The sequence below is a fragment of the Paenibacillus sp. FSL W8-0187 genome (assembly GCF_037969755.1).
Taxonomy (GTDB): Bacteria; Bacillota; Bacilli; order Paenibacillales; family Paenibacillaceae; genus Paenibacillus_AQ.
Window position 1 is genome coordinate 3,291,382 of the sequence record NZ_CP150206.1, and the last position, 20,632, is coordinate 3,312,013.

Genomic DNA, 20,632 nt, shown 5'->3' on the forward strand with positions numbered 1-20,632 from the left:
TTAGCCGTTTATTGTTGAAAGGAGCAGTCATGCATGGCAACATCAATCAAAAGAGTTCATGTCGTATTCAAGACCCATCTGGACATCGGGTTTACCGATTTGGGAAAGAACGTAATCGAGCGTTATATGGAGCATTTCATACCCCAGGCACTGGAACTGTCCGAACAGCTGGCTAACGAAGAGGGGAACGTAAAATTCGTATGGACGACCGGCTCATGGTTAATTCATGAGTTTTTGGGAGCCGCTGCTCCTGACATGCGGGCGCGTATGGAAAAGGCCATTGCGGAGGGACGGATCGTTTGGCATGGGCTGCCGTTTACGACGCATACGGAAATTATGGATGCCCGGCTATTCGAATTCGGAATGTCCATTTCGGGCGACTTGGACCAAAAGTATGGAAAAACCACGATTGCCGCTAAAATGACGGATGTTCCGGGTCATACCCTTGCAATGGTCCCCTTACTGGTTAAACACGGCATTCAATATTTGCATTTGGGCGTTAATATGGTGTCCAAAAATCCCAAAGTGCCGGAGATGTTTGTATGGCGTGCTTCCGACGGTTCGGAGATCATCGTTCATTATGCAGATAGTTACGGCAAACCGTTTCAAATGGAAGGGTTGGAGGACGCTTTGTATTTTGCCCATACGCATGATAACCATGGTCCATCCACGATGGAGGAGATTCGTGTTTTATTTGAACAGTTGGAGCGGGATTATCCAGGGGCGGAAATCATGGCCTCGACACTTGATGCATTTGCCCGGCGGCTTCAAACCGTAAAGGATCGTTTGCCTGTCGTGAGCGAAGAAATCGGGGATTCGTGGATACACGGTATTGCCTCAGATCCTTGGAAAATCGCCCGTTACCGTGAATTGCTAAGGCTTCGGGATCGCTGGATCGAATCCGGTCAATTGGACAAGGACGGTGATGCGTACGCTCGATTTTGCAATCGCCTGATGTTGATCCCCGAGCATACCTGGGGGCTGAACAATTCCGTCTATCTCGTCGATTTCGTTAATTATTCCACTGGCGATCTAGCCGTTGCAAGAGCGCGGGATGTCGTTGAAGACAATCAACTGAGGAAATTCGATTACCTATGCCAGCAGGCGAATGGTACTCGGTCGTACAGCCATTACGAGAGCTCTTGGCAGGAACAACGGGATTATCTTGAGGAGGCCGTTCAATCGCTGCCGAAGGGGTTGGCAGCTGAAGCGCGAATAGAGCTGGATCGGATGAGCCAGCATCATCCCCTTCCGGGATCGGAGCCGATGGAGTACAAACAACCGATCGAGACAAACGAGCTGTACGAATTAGGTCAGTTTCAGGTGAGTTTCGCCGCCGACGGCTCGATAAACCGATTATTGGATCGATCAGGGAAGGCATGGGCGGATGACCATCAGAGACTGGGCACTTATAGGTATGAAACCTTCAGCAAAGAAAACTATGATCGCTTCTTTAAAGAATACGTGACCAATCTGGATATTCATCACGGCTGGGCGGACAACGACTTCGGCAAGCCGGGAATCGAATATGTCAAACCGCGGCCGGAACATCGGCGGTATACGGCATCCTTGCGGACGATACACCTGAAGAGGTGCGCAGATTATGATATCGTAACAGTGGAAATGAAGCTGCCGGAGATTCTCAGTAAGCAGTATGGGGCTCCGCGCCGATTGAACGTAATCTATACGTTCCTTGCGAATGAGCCCGTCATAGAGGTAAGTCTAAGCTGGAAGGGCAAACCAGCCTGTCGTCTTCCGGAAGCAAGCTGGTTCTCGTTTGCGCCCCTTGTGGATAATCCCAACGCATGGATGATGGATAAGCTGGGCCAGCGTATATCTCCGTTGTTCGTCGTGAAGGACGGTAACCGGAACATGCATGGTGTCAATTCCGGCCTATATTATGAGGGGGCGGACGGAACAGTGGTCATTGAAACCTTGGACGCGCCGCTAGTGTGCCCGGGGGAACCGCGTTTGCTGCAATTCGACAACTCCTATGCTTCATTGACCGGTGGATTCCATTTCAATCTGCACAATAATGTGTGGGGTACGAACTTTATGATGTGGTTCGAAGACGATATGAAATATCGGTTCAGATTGAGACTGCATTCTCATTCATGAGTTCATTGTGCCCATCATAAAAAAACAAAACGGAAAGGTGTGAGTTTATTAACTCGCATCTTTTTTTATATATGCACGATCATCCGCAGGTCAAGTTATGAAGAGGTATTGTTTTTATTAATAAAATCGTGAATCCTGTTACGAAGCTGCTCATGCTGCTCAAAATGGTTATAGATCCGATAGGCTGCTGTCTGCGCATTTCCGAAAAAGAAACGTTCAAACTGGGTTTGCCGACCTCCGAACGAGCTAGCACCAAGCTCCCATGCAAGCCTGAACAATGCGATACGATCCCAAGCTTCCGTCGTGGATCCTTTTAAATATTGATTAAGGTAGGGGCCTGATTCCGAATGAAAATCCAATTCGGAAGGGATCATAATCAGGCCGCTGGAGCCTAGCAGCTGAATCATCTCTACCATCTCGGGATAGAGTTTGGAAAAGAGGATGCTGGATGCGAGAAGAGGACTGGCGGCAGGAACGAAATATCCGAATTGATCCTGGCTGGCACCCTGCTCGGAAGCCAATCTTAATGCTTTGAAGGTCTCCAGAAATGTAATCATTTTCGAAACATTCGAGACCATATGGGGCTCGAGTCCAACGTTCTGTTCATCTGCCAAGGATTCCAGCAAGCCGAGCATGAATTCGGTTTTAACGATGAAACGGATGGCCATTTGGTGGGCGATATGCGTATGAAAGTGACTCTCGCCGAATAAACGCCCGGCGTAAGTCTCGTCCCCATAGTAAAAGAACCGGTCATGAGGGACCAGCACGCGGTCGAAGATGACGAGCGTATCCATCTCTTCGTATCTTGCACTGAGGGGATAATCATAGGAAGAAGTGGCACCGTAGCTTTCACGGCATATAAAAGTCATGCCCGGTAAATCGTTGGGAACCGCAAATGCAAACGCAGAAGGATTCACATCCTGGGACATCGTTGGCGAAGGTGTCGGGAATACCAGCATTTCTTCGCAAGTAGCTCCTTGTGTTGCCAACATGAAGGCGCCGCTTATGATCATTCCATCATCGTTAATCTCTACGACTTTAGCCGCGACAGTGTCTTCAGCAGCATCTTGCTGACCGGACATTTTACATGCATAGGGCTGGATGAAGGCGTGAGATAATGTAATATCATGATCACGACAGTACTTATAATAGTTCCTGAGATTTTCCGCATATCTCGGATGATGCTCTTCCAGAATATCGGCAGCGGTATATAAGGACATGATCGCAGTGTTCATATAATCGGGAGAACGCCCTAAAAAGCCATGATGCTTGTTCGCCCATAATTCCATCATCCGTCTGCGTTTCTGCAAATCCTCAGCGTTCTTGGGCGGGAGAAAAGACAAGCCTACGCGTTCGCCCGTATCGGGTGAGGGGTACGTCATCTGTTCGATATAACTTGCTTCACATTGCATATCGTATAGATCAGCTTGGGTTTGAATAAGACCTTGGAATGCAGGATGATCGGATAAAGGTCCCTGGATAGGCTCTCCTTTATACCAAATGTTGATATTCTGTCGGTCAATCCGTTCGATATACTGCTTTCCCGATTTAATAGGCACGTTGTTCACCCCATTTGCGAAAATCATAGCTAACGAACCTGTCTACTGCTGTTAATGTACGTGCTTAGTCCATACGGAGTACGTTGTCCGTCGGAAAAGGGATAAAATATGCGAATGTACCTCAAAAGCTTGAGCCAGGAAGAGACAGCAGGCAAAAAAAACGGACCCGTTATGGTCCGTTTCTTGAAATTTCGATTATTGGGATTGGCCCAGATACTGCTCAAGCGTGAGGTTTTGTCTCGTGATTTCTCCCGCAATATAGACACCAACGTAACGAACATGCCAAGGCTCATAAGAATAGCCGGTTAATTTCTCCTTGCCTTTTCCGTAACGAATGATAAATCCGTATTTCGGTGCATTGGCTTTCAGCCATTTGCCTTCCTTTGTATTTCCGAAGCTTTGCTCCAACGCATATCCTACGGAAGCACTGGATATATCCATGCTCAGTCCGGTCTGATGCTCGCTTTGTCCCGGACGCGCGCTTGTTTTGTTAGCGACGGCCTCGCCCTTATTACGGGCGTTGCGTTCGAATATGGCTTTTTGAGTGGCATAGGAACGGTAGCCCGATACGGCTTTGAGATCGATCCCGTCTTTCTTGGCTGCCGCAAACAATTTTTCCAGCGCAGATGCCGCTACTTTTTTCATCTGTTTTTTGGGACTTGGTCCCGAGAAGCTGAACGGAATATGGGGTACAACCAAGTCTTGCGGAACATAACTCGATGGTAGATTTCTTTGCTTGTTGACAAGTACAACGGTGCTTGATAGATTGGTGACCGAATTTAAACCGCGAACCGTTTTTAAAGTTCGGTTAGGAGCGTTGTTTTCCAAAAACTTCGTAAATGATAAGCTGGAAGAAGCTGCTGCGGCAGCTTCCGCCTTGCCAATGCCGGTGCTGCTTAGAAAACTGGATAAGGCTAGGCTTGTGACAACGGAACCAATGATGACCGTAGGTATGATGGATTTGACGATTTTTTTGTGCATGTGTGAAGTCCCTCCTCGTTAGCTATCTCTCAGTATATAAGAGAGTTATATCGGTAGAATCTCTGACTTGTTTCTGAATTGTAAACAAAATAGAATAGATCGAATCTGATAATAATCCAAAAATAGATTATAGTGATATAAAATAGGTGGGAATTTCCACATAAGGAGAAGTTTCACATGCAAAATGAACAGCTGCAAGAAATATTGAAGGAATACGGCATCCATGAACCCGAGATCACGTTTATTCGGCATAATGAAAATCGAACCTATAAGGTAAAAGGCCATGACGGAAGTACATATCTGCTTCGCATTCATCAACCGATAAAAGACGGCATGGCAGGTCAGCAGCATACCTATGACGGTCTGCTGGGTGAACTGCAAATGCTGGAGCATTTGTCAGGCTGGGATCAAATGCTTGTCCAAAGGCCGCTGCGGAATCGGGAAGGCGAGCTGATTACAATCATCGAACATGAGGGGAAGCGTTGGAATAGTTCCGTGCTTACCTGGCTGGAAGGAAGAGACTTGCATAAGGATGATGTAAGCGACCCGGTCATGGTCGAGAAGCTGGGGGCTCGTGTTTCAGAGCTGCACCGATTCTATGGTCAGTACATCCCGGAGGGCATGGATAAACGTCCAAGTCAGGGGATTAGCTACAATCAATATATGATCGGGGTTATAAAGCAAGGGTTAGCGAAAGAATTGTTTACTTCCTCCGATGTTTCCGTCATTGAAGACACGATATCGTTGGTTAACTCGCGGCTTGCGGATCGTGGGAACGAAGAAGCCTGGGGGCTCATCCATGGTGATTTAAGCTTGGGGAATATCATCATGACTTCGGATGGAGAACTGAGTTTTATCGATTTCGGTTTTTTCGGACCAGGTTATAATTACACGGATGTTGCAATGGGTGCCATGATGGTTCCCTCGGAGCTTCGGAATCTATTCCTGAGAGGGTATTATGGCAATGATCATACGGGACAAGATAAGCTTGTTCAGTTAGAAGGCTTCATGCTGCTGGCCATTATCGGATACTATGTCTTTCAAATGGAGAATGAATCCGTGCATGCATGGATGCGTGAAAGAATGCCGAAGCTGTGCGCCGATTACTGTAAGCCGTATTTGTCGGGTGAACGCATATTTTATTCCGTATAGTTCGATGACGAATTAGACGGTATCCGTGAAAGTTCATTATAAGCATTCAATCCCTTGGTATGCACAATGATCGGGTGATACGATATGAGATACATAACATAAGGATTAGAGGTGAAACCAAATGGCGGAAAGCAAACTTCTACTGCAACAAAAAGCTCTACAGGATGAAGCTTCTGAGGTAGCTGATGAACTTCGACTTTATGAATTGCTAAGTCAAGCAGGCGAACCGGTTCGTGTCGGCAGTTCAGCCCTCGGGTTGATGGTATGGAGAGACCTGGACATGACGGTAATATGCTCTCGGCTGACTCAGCAATTAATTGCACAAATCGCATCGGAACTCATGCTGCACGCTGGTGTTCGGGAACTGAAGTTCATAAACGATACCGGTGTATATAATACGGATCCCGCTTATCCCGATGGATTATACATTGGCCTAAAGTATAAGTCTCAGCAGGGGAAGGAGTGGAAAATGGACATTTGGTTCGTGGATGAACCGGAGAGACAACCCGACTTGAAACATATCGTCACGATGCCTGAACAGCTGACTCAGGAACGCCGGGAAGCTATTTTGCAAATCAAAAGTGATTGGGCAAGCCGTGATGAATATGGCAAGACTGTGCGAAGCTTCGATATTTATACAGCGGTTCTGGAAGAAAACATAAGGACACCGGAGCAGTTTCAGGCCTGGCTGGGCCAAAGGTCCATGAATAAAGAATGAAGCTGATGAATCAATAAGAGGAGAATTTACATATGGAGATTATCAAGCATAACCTAGACAGTTGGGAGCTTAAAGTAAAACAGAAAAATCAGTGGACGGTTCCTGTAAGCAGCGAGGAAATCCAGAACGCCAGAATGGGCGATTGGTCAATTATCGTTACCGCTACCAAGCCTGTGCCCAAAGAATGGTTTCCTGAACTAAGCGAAAAGAATGTGCTCTGTTTAGCTTCTGGAGGGGGACAACAGGGACCCGTGTTGGCCGCTGCGGGAGCGAATGTAACTGTATTGGATTTCTCCGAATCCCAATTGGAACAGGATCGCTTTGTGGCTGAGCGGGATGGATTGCCCATTCGGACAGTTCTTGGTTCTATGACGGATTTAAGCATGTTTGATTCGGAGAGCTTTGATTTGATCGTTCATCCGGTATCTAATCTTTTTGTGCCTGATATTCAGCCGGTCTGGCAGGAAGCATACCGTGTGTTGAAGTCTGGTGGTATTATGATAAGCGGCTTTATGAACCCGGCCTTCTACTTATTCGACTGGGAAATGGAAGAGAAGGGGATACTTCAGGTGAAACACACCCTTCCTTATTCGGAACTGGATTATGCGTCGGAAGAAGAGATCGTGAGAACCGGGGTATCATTGGAATTCGGACATACGCTGGAGCAGCAAATGGGAGGTCAGATCCGAGCAGGGTTTATGATTGGCGGTTTCTATGAGGATTCGTTCGGAGGCAAGAGACTGTTGGATCGTTATGCAAACAGTTTCATTGCGACAAGGGCCATAAAGCTTTAACATCCTGTCCTATTTCCAAGGGGTTCATTAGAAGAGTCATCCTATCGGGTGGCTTTTCTTTTTTTATGTATATGTAAAACATAAGCAAATCCTATTTTTTTGATATTATCCATATTATTTTTCCTGTGATAGCATGTTCGTATATCTAGTAAGTGGAGAGAGGAATGATGGATATGAGTTCAGCATTTTGGTTAACAAATGCCCGGTTAGAGAGCGGTTATGAAGTTCAAGATGGCGTAATTACGGGAACAAAGACGGAGATTCGCCACATATTCATAGAAGATGGAAAAATCGTGAAGATCGTAGCTTCGAATACAACCCTAACAGACCAATGGCCGCAGCACGATGTGAAGGGCTTATTGCTTCTGCCATCCTTTATCGAGAAGCACTGCCATTTGGATAAAACGCTGCTTGGTGACAGGTGGCGTTCAGTTACGCCGGTTTCCAGTATTTTCGAGCGTTTGGCGATCGAGAAAGCGACACTTCCTTCACTGGATACCTTGACGCAGGACCGTGCGGAACGACTGCTTGATATTTACCTGAAGTCCGGCGTGACGCATGTGCGTACGCATGTCGATATATATCCGGAAGTGGGATTAGACAATTTAGAAGCGGTTCAACAAGCATTAAGCGCATTTGAAGGAAAGTTATCTTATGAGATCGTTGCTTTTCCGCAACATGGTTTGCTGCACTCGAAATCAACGGAGTTAGTGAGACAAGCACTTCGCAATGGAGCAAACCTGGTCGGCGGCGTTGATCCGGCTACGGTGGATGGCGATATCGAAGCGTCTTTACAGGAACTGGTGGGGCTCGCTGTTGAAGCCAATGCAGGCATCGACCTGCATCTGCACGATGCCAATCATCTGGGGATCTTCACCATGAAGCGATTAGCTGAGTTAACCATTGAAGCGGGACTGCAAGGCAAGGTGGCGATTAGCCATGCCTTCGGATTGGGTGATATTCCGCCATCCCAAGCGCAAGAGATGGGGGACTTGCTGGCTGATGCGGGGGTCGCCATTATTACGAGTGTGCCGATTGGCCGCAAGTTTCCGCCGGTTGGCTTGCTGCACGAGCGCGGTGTAGAAGTGGCCGTCGGATGCGACAACATTTTTGATGTGTGGTCGCCCTTCGGAAACGGGGATGTGCTGGAGCGTGTCGGCCGATTGGCGGAAATATCCGGATGGGTGGATGAACGCGCGTTAGCGCAAGCGCTCCAATATATTACCGGTGGCACCACACCGCTTAATCATGATGGGGAGCAGGTATGGCCGCAGGTTGGAGACGTTGCCAGCATCGTATTTGTTGAAGCTTCTTGTTCCGCTGAAGCCGTTGCGAGAAGATCCAAACGCGTGGCGACGATGTTTCAGGGGAACATCGTTTCCGGTTCGTTTTAGGCGAATTTTATGTCCATTCGGATTAAATTGCTGCTGTCCTATACCGGTATGCTGGTCATTAGCTTGCTGGTCTTTGTCTTGACTGCGAGTTTGTTCACCATTGCGGCCACAGGCGATATTCACGGTATTCGGGATTTTTATAAAGTGCACTATCAGATTAACCCGCTCACGGAAGAAGAGGAGTCTATATTCCTCGAATTAAAATATCTTGCCAAGAACGAACCGGATGAGCTGCAGAACAAAGAGCTGCTATCGGAATATGATTTTAAGCTGAGAACCGTACGAGCGGGTCTGTATGTCCGGAGGGATAACGACCAGATCTTTGAGTCCAATACGATGAACCAGCCTGAATTGGAAGCGAGTCTGCCTCCATATGACCTGAACAACCATCAGATTCGTAATACCCTTAACATCGGTGAACGGTTTTATGCTTATGCCAAATATGATTTCCGGTATTCGGACGGTGCCAGAGGCAGTGTGTATGTGATTCGAGAGCGAAGTCCTTTCGGTGAAGTCACGCGCAAGCTGCTGCCCATTCTTGTCTTGAGTCTCGTTGGCATCGTTGTGGTTGCAAATGTATTGTTATATCGCTGGATTACGCGCAGCGTGGTCAAACCGCTTGATTTGCTTCGAAAATCGGCGGAACACATCAAGGAGGGAAATCTCCAGTTTTCTCTGGATTTGCATTCCAAGGACGAAATCGGCCAGTTGAACGAGACGTTTGAGAATATGCGGAAGCGTCTGCATGAGTCGATTCAACTCCGGCTTCAGGACGAAGAGAATCGGAAAGAACTGATCTCCAACATCTCTCATGATTTGCGCACGCCCATAACGAATATTAAAGGGTATATCGAAGGTATACGTGACGGCGTTGCAGATACGCCGGAGAAAATGGATAAATACGTGAACATCATTTACACCAAAACCACCGATCTGGATAAACTTGTGAATGAGTTGTTTCTGTATTCCAAGCTAGATTTAAAGCAGGTTCCGTTCATGTTTGAGCATGTCGATATCATCGGTTTTATAGACGATTGCATCGATGAGCAGCGCTATGTTTTGGAGGAAAAGGGAATACGGTTGGAGTGGAAGGAACGTACCGGTCCGTCTGTCGAGGTCATTGCCGATCTGGAAAAATTAAAACGAACGGTGCTCAATATCATCGAAAATGCCCAAAAATTCATGGACAAGGAGGACAAAACCATATGTGTCTCCACTCAGCTTTCTCCGGGATGGGTAACGGTTGAAATACGGGATAATGGGATGGGCATCGAGCCGGAAGCGATCCCTTATATATTCGAAAGATTTTATCGTGCGGAGCCATCCCGCAATTCTTCAACGGGCGGCAGCGGCCTGGGGCTTGCAATTGCCAGCCAGATCATCGAGGGACACGGGGGTACGATTTGGGTGGAAAGCGAGCCCGGCATCGGCACCAGTCTGTACTTTACCCTCAAACGAGCGACAAAGGAGGCAGTGTAATCCATGACCACACGCATTCTCATCATTGAAGACGAGACAACGATCGCTCAGTTGGAGCGGGATTATTTTGAGTTGAACGGTTTTCTGGTAGATCTATGCCATACAGGCAATGAGGGGCTGAAACTTGCCCTTAACGAGGACTACAATCTTATCATTATCGACCTGCAGCTTCCCGGAATGAATGGCTATGAATTATGCAGCCATATCAGGAAGAACAAGGAGGTACCGATTCTGATCGTTTCTGCTAAAAATGAGGAGATCGATAAAATTCGTGCCTTTAATCTCGGTGCCGACGATTACATTACCAAGCCGTTCAGCCCGAGCGAATTAGTCGCAAGAGCCAAGGCCCATCTGATGAGATATGTGAGGCTTATGGGCAAGCAAAGCCCAAGTCCAAGTTCAGAAATTAATATTCGCGGCTTGGTCATCGACAAATCGGCGCGAAGGGTGTTCGTACGCAATCAGGAAGTCACGTTTACGACCCGGGAGTTTAACTTGCTTGAATTTCTGGCAAGCCATCCGAACCGGGTGTTTAACAAAACAGAACTGTTTGAACGGATCTGGGGCATGGATTCCAGCGGGGATATTGCAACCGTAACCGTCCATGTCCGCAAACTGCGCGAAAAGATGGAACTGGATCCATCCAATCCACAGTATATTGAAACGGTGTGGGGGGCTGGCTATCGCTTTTCGGTCTAAACAATTTATAATTTTTTAATAAAAGTTTTCGAAACGCTTAATCCCAGCTTTCTTGGGAGTTTAGGACTCTCTTCTATCATGGAGATATGACGATCAACGTTCATATGTCAACGATTTAGGGAGGGTTTACAAATGAAAACATATTCTAATAAACTGGCGGCCATGATGGTGGCGGCTGCCCTGGGAACGGCTTCGCTTCCGTTTCATGTACTGCAGACCGAGGCTGCGGGAGCCCCGCTCGTTGCCCAGGATATAGAGCAAGCCACTCAAGTGCTGTCCCAGCTTCGCGTGATGCAGGGTTACCAGGATGGCACGATGGGGATAACCAGTCCCATTACGCGGGCAGAGCTGGCAAAAATGCTTGTGCTTGCGTTTGGACTTGAAGGCAAAGGAGATACAAAGCCAAGTTTCACGGATGTGAATTCAAACGCGTGGTATGAACGGTACGCAGCTGAGTTGGTAGCACAAGATATTATGCAGGCACCGGAGGGACGTTTTGATCCTCGGGGAATCGTTACCCATGCCGACCTGGTGCAAATGGTATCTAAGGCTCTGAAACGAGATGTGAAGTCCGTGGATGAATGGGCGAAGCGTTTTTATTCTGAGGAAGGCCATACCACACGTGGTCAAGCTGCCTACTTAATAAGCATTGCCCATGAGGCAATTCCGTCTGAAAAAGCCAACATCACGAGTGTCCGCGCACTGAATGCCATCACCATGATCGTTACCTTCGATGCTCCTTTGACGGCAGATAATGAGGCGTTTGCAAAAGCCAAAGAAGATTTTAAATTTAACAACGGGCTTGAAATCACCAACATGCCGCGTTTGAAGACGGGCTCAATTTCCACTTACATCGTCCCAACCTCCGTTCAAAAACCAGGTACATCCTATACGCTTACCTATAAAGGGAATACAGCAGGCATATTTACAGGTAATAGCACGAAGTTGGACATGACAGAGGCTAGACAAGTCGCTCAGGATACGTTTGAGTTGGAGGCACTTAAAGAGAATGGTGTCGTTGACTATGGTTATGTTATTTCCGCTTATAGCGGAGGCCGCGGAGCCAATGCATTCGTATTGGATGAGAACAACAGCGCCGATGGAAAAGTCTATCAGATCATATCCTCTGGTCAAGCCAGAGAAGTGACGATTACGCCTGCAGGCGGACAACCTATCGTGGCAAAATACGTACCCTTCACCCAGTCCACGGATGGCAAACAAGAGCCGAAATTCCGTTTACCTGAAGGCCAGACACTGACGCCGGGAGTTACCTATACCGTTACTTCGGATTGGGCACAGATTGCAAAACCTTCTTTCGTTGCGGGAAGTTTCGAACCGCTGGATATCATCGGAGCCGAGGTGATCAGTGACAGTTCCGTTTCCATTACATTATCCGAGGACCCTGGAGACGAGCTCTTCTCCGGACGGAGCATCGAATTGATTGACGCAGAAGGCGGCAAGCACATAGCAACCTACAAATATTCAAGCCGCAAGGGAGCCGTAGGCGTGTTTGATCTGACGCAGGAGGGCAAACTGAAGCCAGGAACGACTTATACGATTAAACCGGTCGGCGAATGGGCAGACGAAACAACGGCGGTTCTGACGGTGAATGAATAGAATACTGCACTGGACATGGCTGTTCAATATAAAGAGGACGAGTTTTACGCTCGTCCTCTTTATATTGATTTTTTGCGACTATGAAAATGGTTCTAACATTTGTAAAATCAAGGATAAGTGCTAATACTGGTTTCAAATCCGTCATGATGGAGGAGTACATATGATTGAAGAGCTTTCCCATTATTTAAGTGAATGTGATATTGAAGTTTTAGATCTGGACAGCTTAACGCTTCCTGCCATGAAAGAAGGGGAGCACAAGATTCTCATCGTTCCTGGTTATAATCTGGTGGAAATGATGGAAGAAATATGCGAAGAAGAATCCCTCTCTGCCTATGTGAACAAGGAACTGGAGTTGGTTCATCAGTTAACTTTGAAAGATGCACTTGTAAAAATAGTAGCTTCGCAATTATCTTATACGGATATTTCGCTGGAACCGGAAGAATTAGGAGGTAAAAGCTTTGAGGATTTGTATCGGACCTATTCTTTACTATGGGAGGGCAATGAAATTCTTAACGAAGAGATTTGCGAATCGGATACCGAGGCCTTTGACTGGAACACAACTTGGGTACAGGGAAAGGTGGAAGAGGACGAGCAAGTTATCCTGTTGACGTTACCGGCGGAAGCCGGATATGAAGCGCCGCTGTGGGTTCCAATGGGAGGTTATAACGAATGTCCGTTGCCCGAGTATCAGTCGGTGATTTTTAAGCATTTTCAGCAGAAGTATCAGATTAAAATTGTGGCCGTTTCGGAAGATACCTGGATTCTTCAGGCTGGAAGACGCCCGCAAACGCATGATGAAGCATTAAAACTGGCCAGGGAGCATTTTATCTTCTGTCAGTATGTCTTGGAACGATTTCCGTCTGTTGGACATTATGCAGATTATTTAATGAAGCATGATACATGGTATTTTTGGTGGGATTAAACGTCAGAAGCCGCGTGAAAAACGCGGCTTTTTTTATGCGGCCTATAGTCAAAATATACAAATGAATGGTTATTTTCGTTTTTTTGTTATAAAGCATCATCATCCTTAACAATCGAATATTAACCAAGTTCACCGATTGCCCTAATATGAAGTTACTTTCGTAATTTACCGGCATGCAGGCACGTTATGGAAAATTGTACCCTTCCATACGCAGAAGTACCTATCCCTGCGCTCCAAACATCCAGTAAGATCAAATTTATGAGCCGGTCGCGGAAATCACTTCATGATTGAAATCGCTATCATTCTGGGTATTATATGTTAAACGGTTGACAACCTGTATATACATGTATATGATTTTTCTATATGCAACCTGTATATACAAGATGGCGAGGAGGACGAAGTTTCATGTTGAACCCAGAAACCCAGTCTCAAGATTGGTGGAGAACTTCGACGGTTTATCAAGTCTATCCAAAGAGCTTCAACGACACGACCGGCCTAGGCACGGGCGATATACGCGGGCTCATGGAGAAGCTGGATTATATAAAAGGACTTGGCATCGACATTGTGTGGCTTCAGCCGGTGTATGTTTCTCCGCAAAATGATAACGGTTACGACGTTGCGGATTATTGCAGCATAGATCCTGTATACGGGACGATGGACGATTTCGACGAGCTTGTGGCTGAGTTGAAAAAAAGAGGCATGCATCTGATGATCGACATTGTCGTGAATCATTCTTCGACCGAGCATCGATGGTTTAAAGAAGCGGTGTCTTCTCGCAATAACCCGTATCGAGACTATTACATCTGGCGGGATCCCGCGGAAGACGGCGGTCCGCCCAACAACTGGCAATCCAAGTTTGGAGGACCGGCATGGCAATATGACGAAGGGAGCGGGCAGTATTACTTGACCCTTTTTGACAAAACGCAGGCAGACCTGAATTGGGAGAACGCGAAGGTCCGTGCGGAAGTCGTGGATATTCTCACCTTTTGGGCGGACAAGGGCGTAAGCGGATTCCGGATGGATGTCATCAATCTCATATCGAAAGATCCCTCGTATCCGAATGATGACGGTTCGGTAGCACCCGGAGACGGACGCAGGTTTTATACGGACGGACCGAGAGTGCACGAATACATTAAGGAATTGAACGAAAAAGTGTTCAAGCCTTATAATCTCGTCACGGTGGGTGAGATGTCCTCCACAACCCTGGAGCATTGCGTTCGTTACTCGAACCCGCAGGAGAACGAATTCTCCATGACGTTCAACTTCCACCATTTGAAGGTAGACTATCCCAACGGGCAAAAATGGGAGCTGATGCCTTATGATTTCGAGGAGTTGAAAAGAGTGCTCTCCGATTGGCAAATCGGCATGCAGAAGGGGGGCGGCTGGAATGCCCTGTTCTGGAACAACCATGATCAGCCGCGCGCGCTGACCCGGTTCACCAATGATGGTGAATTCCGCACGGAAAGTGCAAAAATGCTGGCTACGACGCTGCACGGATTGCAAGGCACGCCATATGTATATCAAGGCGAAGAGATTGGGATGCCTGATCCGAACTGGAATGATATATCCGAGTTTCGGGACATTGAATCCTTAAACATGTATGCCATTCTCCAGGAACAGGGTAAAACGCCGGAGGAGGCTGCCCACATCGTCAAGGTACGCTCGCGAGATAACTCCAGATTGCCTATGCTGTGGAATGACAGCGATCTAGCCGGCTTTACGACGGGGACGCCTTGGATCAAGATCGATGAGCGGTATCCGCTGATCAATGCGCAATCTGAAGTGGAAGATCTGCATTCGATCTATCATCATTATCGGAAGCTGATTGAAATGCGAAAGAACATTCCGGTGATGACGGACGGTGAATATGTTCGCCTGGATGAAGGCCATCCCGAAATCTATGCGTATGCCAGAAAGAACAAGGAGCAGACGCTTGTTGTGATTTCCAATTTCAGTGATCGCGACGTATCGTTCGAACTTCCTGAGAAGAAGCTAGTGAATCTGACAGAAATCCGATGGGCTCAGCTGCTAATCGGCAACACAACGGAAGAACCCGAGCTTACTCCAACGGTTGCACTTCGACCGTATGCATCCTATATGTGGCTTATCCATAACAACTAAATTCATAATGTCAGGAGCGAAGAGCTATGGCCCTTGATCGCAAAAACGTGGAGCGCATTGTCGAGGCAGTCGGTGGAAAAGACAATATCGAAGCCGCTACGCATTGCGTAACCCGTTTAAGATTTGCCCTTGTGGACGACAGCAAGGTGGATTCCAAAGCCCTAGATGAGAATGATTTGGTGAAGGGGCAATTCTCGTCCCAGGGACAGTTTCAGGTTGTGATCGGACCGGGTCTTGTCGACCAGGTTTACAATGAAATGATGGACATCACCGGCGGAGCAAGAGTATCGAAGGATGAAGTGAAGAACATTGCGAGTAAGAAGCAAAATCCGCTGCAGCGAGCGATCAAGACGCTTGCGGACATTTTTATTCCCATCCTGCCGGCGATTGTCATGGCAGGTTTGCTGCTTGGCATTAACAATCTGCTTACAGGACCGGGTATTTTCTATGAAGGTCAATCGTTGATTCAGGTCCATCCCGAGTGGGCAGACGTAGCCTCCATTATAAATCTAATTGCAAGCACCGCCTTTACGTTCCTGCCCGTCCTGATCGGATGGTCGGCAGTAAGACAGTTTGGCGGCAACCCGCTGCTTGGGATTGTACTAGGCCTGATCCTGGTAAATCCGGATCTGCTTAGCGCTTATCAATATGCGGATGCCAAGCTGGAAGGCACGGTTCCCGTCTGGAATCTGTTCGGCTTTGAAATGGAGAAAATCGGTTATCAAGGCCAGGTGCTGCCTGTTCTTGTTTCCGCTTATATTTTGGCCAAAATCGAGAAGTTTCTGAACAAACGGGTGCATGATTCCATTAAGCTGCTTGTCGTGGCGCCAGTAGCTCTGCTCGTGACCGGGTTCCTTGCATTCATTCTAGTGGGACCGATCACGTTTGCCATTGGTAACGTCCTCACTTCAGGTCTTGTCAGCATTTTTGATTCCTTTGCAGCCTTGGGTGGCCTGATCTACGGCGGACTGTATGCACTCCTTGTCATTACGGGGATGCATCATACGTTCCTTGCGGTGGACATTCAGCTCATCGGCAGTGAAGGGGGAACGTTCTTGTGGCCGATGCTGGCGTTATCTAATATTGCGCAAGGGGCCGCAGCGCTAGCCATGATGTTTATCATGAAGGAACAGAAGGCCAAAGGACTTGCCGTTACATCTTCCATCTCTGCCTTCTTGGGGGTAACGGAGCCAGCCATCTTCGGGGTTAACATTCGTTATAAGTATCCGTTTATCTTCGGTATGATTGGATCCGGGATTGCCGGCGTGCTGCTGGCCGTGAACAACGTTCTGGCTTCGTCGATCGGCGTGGGGGGCATTCCGGGATTCCTGTCCATATTCCCTAACCAGTGGGGCGTCTTCTTCATTGGCATGGCGATTGTATTGGTCATTCCGTTCACGGGGACATTGTTGTTCGGGCGTTACCATTTGTCCAAGCAGCATCGACATACAGCGAAAGAGAACGCTGCCGGCAACGTCGCAAGTGATCAAGCAGTAATGACGGAATCGAACGACAGTCGTCAATCTGAGTCATTCGAGTCATCGGAAACAGAGAATAGTTCAATTACGGAACCTGCCCAAAAAGCCGCAGTAGATATCATGGCACCAATCAAAGGGAAGGTGGTTTCCTTGTCTGAGGTACCCGACCCTGCTTTCGCCGAGAATCAGATGGGTCAAGGTGTTGCCATTATCCCGTCGGAAGGGAAAGTGTACGCTCCATTTGACGGTCAAGTCGCGCATTTGATCAAGAAGAGTAAACATGCGATTATTTTGACGGATACGAACGGGGTTCAGGTCCTGATTCACGTCGGAATCAACACGGTTTCCTTAAAAGGAGAGGGGTTCACGGCTCACGTGGAAACAGGTGCCGACATAAGCAAAGGGCAGCTGCTGCTTGAATTCGATATGAATCGGATTCAGGAAGCCGGTTTACCCGTCATTACGCCGATCATTATTCCAGACGGCCAAGAACAGGTTCAGAAGGTTACGGAGTATGAAGGCGAAGCGTTGCCAGGTGAAACGCGAGTGCTTCAAGTGACTCTTGGTAATGGAATTTGACAGGTTCTTATGTAACATGTAATGGCTGCTGGAAAATGGTACAATAGCTGATGGTGATAAAGGGATGACGAACAACATTTATTGGACGCTATACAAAGATTATGCTGACCAAATTGAAACCGGCGCTCTTCAACCCGGCAGCAAGCTGCCCTCGGAAAACGAGCTTACGGCCACCTATCAAATTACAAGGGAAACGGTACGTAAGGGACTCAATTTGCTGGCTCAAAACGGTTATATTCACAAGGTAAAAGGCAAAGGTTCATTTGTGCTGGATACAGGAAGAATGAACTTCCCGGTAACGGGGCTTGTCAGTTATAAAGAGCTTGCGGAACGGTTAGGCCGAAAGAGCCGAACGCTTGTATATGAGACGGAATGTGTTCCGGCCGGAGAGCGTATAGCGAAAGAGCTTCAAATTCGACCGGACCAACTTGTATGGAGGGTGATACGTGCCAGGGAAATCGAAGGGGAGCGCATCATTCTCGATATCGATTATTTGCTTGCCGACATCGTAACGGGTCTAACGAGAGATATTACTGGGGATTCGATCTATCAATACCTGGAGCAGGAGCTCCATCTGAAAATCAGCTACTCGAAAAAAATAATTTCCGTTGAACGAGCTACAACGATGGACCAGTCCTATATGGATCTTGGAAACGATACCCATGTTGTCGTAGTCCGGGGATACGTTCATTTGGAAGATACCACACTCTTCCAGTATACGGAATCGAGGCATCGATTGGATAAGTTTCAGTTCGTTGATTTTGCAAGAAGAGAATCCAATCATGATTTTGGAGACCAATAAAGAAGTGATCATCAAGCCGCGAATTTATCGCGGCTTTTTTGATGTCCTGACAGGAAAGAGGGAAACTCCTTCTCGATGTTGAAGCTATTTTAGTAGTAATTGTCTGATAAAGCATGGTAAAGGAGCCGATAGATCATGGATTTGGGACTGACAGGAAAGGTCGTGTTGATTACCGGAGGGAGCAGGGGCATAGGGCTTGAAACCGCGGTAACGTTTGCGCTCGAAGGTGCCAAGGTTGCTATTTGTGCACGGGACGAGGAGCAGTTAAAGACTGCGGCAGACCATATCCGGCAAGCAGCGGATTTCGAAGTGCTAACCATAGCAGCGGATGTCACGAAACCTGAGGACTGCATGCGAGCGGTGAACGATACGGTGCAGCATTATGGACAGCTTAATATTCTGGTAAACAATGCCGGAACCGCCGCTGCGAAATCATTTGAGCTGATCGATGACGAACAATGGGCATCCGATCTGGATCTCAAGCTGTTTGGCGCGATTCGATTTGCACGTGCAGCCGTCCCTCACATGCGAGAGTCCGGGGGAGGTGCGATTATTAATGTCACGACATCCTGGGCCAAAACACCGCCTGCTGGGTCCATGCCCAGCAGTGTCAGCCGTGCAGCGGGGCAAGCCATGACCAAGGCTATGAGTCTCGATCTGGCACCAGACCATATCAGAGTAAACACCGTATGTATCGGAATGATCCGCAGCGCACAGCTTGAAGAGCGATGGAAACGGGAAGAACCCGGACTCACATGGGAACAGTACGCGCGGGACACGCGCCACAGGATTCCGTTTGGACGTATTGGAAACACGCAAGAAGCGGCAAAAGTTATCGTATTTATGGCATCCGATGCTGCCTCATATGTTACTGGAACTTCCATCAATATTGATGGAGGGTCAGCTCCGGCTTTATAAGCCGTTAGCAATGAAAAACCCGGGAGGTTTTGGATATGAAGCATGAAGTTGTGATTGGAATTGATGGAGGCGGCTCGCAGACGCGCGTCATGGTCAGCGATTTGAATGGAAATGTTCTCTCCTATGCCGTTGGCGGAGCCTCCTCGATCCATAAAGACAGCCATGCGCACGAGAATGTTCAACAAACCATACGATCGTCACTTGCCCTGGCGAGCTGCGGCGTAGATCAAGTCAAGGGTCTATATGCGGGAATAGCGGGTTACGAGTCGGATCAAGACATGGAGTGGGTAACTCGTTTAACCGCTATTGAAGGACTCGATTGTCCGAAATGGTACGTGAACGATTCTCTTGTCGCGCATGCAGGTGCATTCATGGGCAATCCAGGAATCGTTGTTGTGTCGGGGACGGGGTCCATGATTCTGGGAATAACCGAACAAGGGATTCCTATTAGAAATGTGGATTTCCATCATTATGCCGCCAGCGCTGCGAGATTTCTGTCTTATGATGCTGTGTATCAAATATTGGCCGGGAAAATCCATCCATCCGATGAATCGTTGGTCCGCGAAATTCAATCCTTTTGGGGAGTCGAAAATAGGGATCAACTTCGAATGTTGGCGTCTTTGGGTTTTATTAAAGATCGACAAGAGCGAGACAAGAAGTTCGGGGAGATGGCTCCTCTTATCACGACTGCAGCTGAAGTCGGAAGCCGATTAGCTCGGAGCGTGTGCGATGAAGCCATGAAGCAAATCATGGTAGGTGTTGAGATTCTAGGTTCATTCTTTGAGTCAGATCATGTATCGGTAACCGGGATCGGCAGTGTCATAAACTGCGCTTATATGAAGTCAAAACTAATGAGCAGCTTGCAATCGGGCATAAACAAACATTATGAATACCGGAACCCCCAATTATCGGCCGCTGCCGGCGCTGTGCTTATGGCACTTCGGAGTTTGGGGTTGCAGGTTGATTCCCATAGGGTTGAATCCATGCGCAGGCACCCTCATGCTACATGGTAGAGTATCTTTGAATGACTAAAAGTATTTGATCTCTGATCAAATACTTTTTTTATTTTTCACTGGAATACAGGGTGTGATCTAAATTGATTAATTAAATCCATGTTCACCAAATGAATTCACTAGAATCATGATGCTTGGTTGTTAACTTTTAGTCCAATGCTTGTTCTATATTCTGGAGTTTAACCTAAATATTCCATAAACATAACATAGTAAAACTAGTAAATATTTCTTGTCTAACCTGAAAAAATGATGTAAAGTAACATATCAAACAAGCAATATTTGGTTTTA

At 47.5% G+C, this 20,632-nt stretch carries 16 protein-coding genes; 14 read left to right on the top strand and 2 right to left on the bottom strand.

Going from position 1 to position 20,632, the window contains the following annotated elements:
* Positions 1-33 precede the first annotated feature (33 nt).
* Positions 34-2,118 carry a DUF5054 domain-containing protein gene (locus tag MKY48_RS14870; RefSeq protein WP_339272919.1) on the top strand — a complete coding sequence of 695 codons (2,085 nt, stop codon included), beginning with the start codon at positions 34-36 and terminating at the stop codon, positions 2,116-2,118.
* 95 nt (positions 2,119-2,213) lie between these two features.
* Here the strand turns inward: MKY48_RS14870 and MKY48_RS14875 are convergent, their stop codons facing one another.
* Positions 2,214-3,677 (bottom strand): 4-hydroxyphenylacetate 3-hydroxylase N-terminal domain-containing protein, encoded by a 1,464-nt coding sequence (locus MKY48_RS14875; RefSeq protein ID WP_339272921.1) that lies wholly within the window; start codon positions 3,675-3,677, stop codon positions 2,214-2,216.
* Between the two features lie 195 nt (positions 3,678-3,872).
* The gene (locus tag MKY48_RS14880; RefSeq protein ID WP_076323242.1) at positions 3,873-4,658 is read right to left on the bottom strand and encodes a M15 family metallopeptidase; all 786 of its coding nucleotides are present in this window, start codon (positions 4,656-4,658) and stop codon (positions 3,873-3,875) included.
* Between the two features lie 177 nt (positions 4,659-4,835).
* Between MKY48_RS14880 and MKY48_RS14885 the strand changes: the two genes are divergently transcribed.
* The 13 genes from MKY48_RS14885 (at position 4,836) to MKY48_RS14945 (ending at position 20,344) form a co-directional block, all read left to right on the top strand.
* A complete protein-coding gene (locus MKY48_RS14885; RefSeq protein ID WP_339272923.1) occupies positions 4,836-5,810 on the top strand; it encodes an aminoglycoside phosphotransferase family protein in 975 nt (324 codons plus the stop codon).
* 121 nt (positions 5,811-5,931) lie between these two features.
* Entirely contained in the window at positions 5,932-6,528 is a 597-nt protein-coding gene (locus MKY48_RS14890; protein ID WP_339272924.1) for a hypothetical protein, read from the top strand.
* 32 nt (positions 6,529-6,560) lie between these two features.
* Positions 6,561-7,322: a class I SAM-dependent methyltransferase gene (locus MKY48_RS14895; RefSeq protein WP_339272926.1), complete on the top strand. Its 762-nt coding sequence runs from the start codon at positions 6,561-6,563 to the stop codon at positions 7,320-7,322.
* Positions 7,323-7,495: 173 nt separating this feature from the next.
* Positions 7,496-8,716 (top strand): amidohydrolase, encoded by a 1,221-nt coding sequence (locus tag MKY48_RS14900; RefSeq protein ID WP_339293314.1) that lies wholly within the window; start codon positions 7,496-7,498, stop codon positions 8,714-8,716.
* 9 nt (positions 8,717-8,725) lie between these two features.
* Complete coding sequence (locus tag MKY48_RS14905) at positions 8,726-10,195, top strand: HAMP domain-containing sensor histidine kinase (RefSeq protein ID WP_339272929.1); 1,470 nt, start codon at positions 8,726-8,728, stop codon at positions 10,193-10,195.
* Between the two features lie 3 nt (positions 10,196-10,198).
* Positions 10,199-10,894 (top strand): response regulator transcription factor, encoded by a 696-nt coding sequence (locus MKY48_RS14910; RefSeq protein ID WP_339272931.1) that lies wholly within the window; start codon positions 10,199-10,201, stop codon positions 10,892-10,894.
* Positions 10,895-11,026: 132 nt separating this feature from the next.
* Complete coding sequence (locus MKY48_RS14915) at positions 11,027-12,511, top strand: S-layer homology domain-containing protein (protein WP_339272933.1); 1,485 nt, start codon at positions 11,027-11,029, stop codon at positions 12,509-12,511.
* A 160-nt stretch (positions 12,512-12,671) separates the two neighbouring features.
* Entirely contained in the window at positions 12,672-13,433 is a 762-nt protein-coding gene (locus tag MKY48_RS14920) for a DUF4253 domain-containing protein (protein ID WP_339272934.1), read from the top strand.
* 405 nt (positions 13,434-13,838) lie between these two features.
* Entirely contained in the window at positions 13,839-15,554 is a 1,716-nt protein-coding gene (treC, locus tag MKY48_RS14925; RefSeq protein WP_339272936.1) for an alpha,alpha-phosphotrehalase, read from the top strand.
* A 26-nt stretch (positions 15,555-15,580) separates the two neighbouring features.
* Positions 15,581-17,611 (top strand): PTS system trehalose-specific EIIBC component, encoded by a 2,031-nt coding sequence (gene treP, locus MKY48_RS14930; protein ID WP_339272937.1) that lies wholly within the window; start codon positions 15,581-15,583, stop codon positions 17,609-17,611.
* A gap of 64 nt (positions 17,612-17,675) precedes the next feature.
* Positions 17,676-18,413 carry a trehalose operon repressor gene (gene treR, locus MKY48_RS14935; RefSeq protein ID WP_339272938.1) on the top strand — a complete coding sequence of 246 codons (738 nt, stop codon included), beginning with the start codon at positions 17,676-17,678 and terminating at the stop codon, positions 18,411-18,413.
* 135 nt (positions 18,414-18,548) lie between these two features.
* Positions 18,549-19,331 (top strand): SDR family oxidoreductase, encoded by a 783-nt coding sequence (locus MKY48_RS14940; protein WP_339272940.1) that lies wholly within the window; start codon positions 18,549-18,551, stop codon positions 19,329-19,331.
* 35 nt (positions 19,332-19,366) lie between these two features.
* Positions 19,367-20,344, top strand: coding sequence for a BadF/BadG/BcrA/BcrD ATPase family protein (locus MKY48_RS14945; protein ID WP_339272941.1), 978 nt, complete (start codon positions 19,367-19,369; stop codon positions 20,342-20,344).
* Positions 20,345-20,632 lie beyond the last annotated feature (288 nt).

Bases quoted from the DNA above. Each gene is read 5' to 3' on its own strand.
- MKY48_RS14885 (WP_339272923.1), top strand. From the start codon at position 4,836: ATGCAAAATGAACAGCTGCAAGAAATATTGAAGGAATACGGCATCCAT.
- MKY48_RS14900 (WP_339293314.1), top strand. From the start codon at position 7,496: ATGAGTTCAGCATTTTGGTTAACAAATGCCCGGTTAGAGAGCGGTTAT.
- MKY48_RS14915 (WP_339272933.1), top strand. From the start codon at position 11,027: ATGAAAACATATTCTAATAAACTGGCGGCCATGATGGTGGCGGCTGCC.
- treP (WP_339272937.1), top strand. From the start codon at position 15,581: ATGGCCCTTGATCGCAAAAACGTGGAGCGCATTGTCGAGGCAGTCGGT.
- MKY48_RS14890 (WP_339272924.1), top strand. From the start codon at position 5,932: ATGGCGGAAAGCAAACTTCTACTGCAACAAAAAGCTCTACAGGATGAA.
- MKY48_RS14945 (WP_339272941.1), top strand. From the start codon at position 19,367: ATGAAGCATGAAGTTGTGATTGGAATTGATGGAGGCGGCTCGCAGACG.
- MKY48_RS14920 (WP_339272934.1), top strand. From the start codon at position 12,672: ATGATTGAAGAGCTTTCCCATTATTTAAGTGAATGTGATATTGAAGTT.
- MKY48_RS14880 (WP_076323242.1), bottom strand. From the start codon at position 4,658: ATGCACAAAAAAATCGTCAAATCCATCATACCTACGGTCATCATTGGT.
- MKY48_RS14905 (WP_339272929.1), top strand. From the start codon at position 8,726: ATGTCCATTCGGATTAAATTGCTGCTGTCCTATACCGGTATGCTGGTC.
- MKY48_RS14910 (WP_339272931.1), top strand. From the start codon at position 10,199: ATGACCACACGCATTCTCATCATTGAAGACGAGACAACGATCGCTCAG.
- MKY48_RS14870 (WP_339272919.1), top strand. From the start codon at position 34: ATGGCAACATCAATCAAAAGAGTTCATGTCGTATTCAAGACCCATCTG.
- treR (WP_339272938.1), top strand. From the start codon at position 17,676: ATGACGAACAACATTTATTGGACGCTATACAAAGATTATGCTGACCAA.
- treC (WP_339272936.1), top strand. From the start codon at position 13,839: ATGTTGAACCCAGAAACCCAGTCTCAAGATTGGTGGAGAACTTCGACG.
- MKY48_RS14895 (WP_339272926.1), top strand. From the start codon at position 6,561: ATGGAGATTATCAAGCATAACCTAGACAGTTGGGAGCTTAAAGTAAAA.
- MKY48_RS14940 (WP_339272940.1), top strand. From the start codon at position 18,549: ATGGATTTGGGACTGACAGGAAAGGTCGTGTTGATTACCGGAGGGAGC.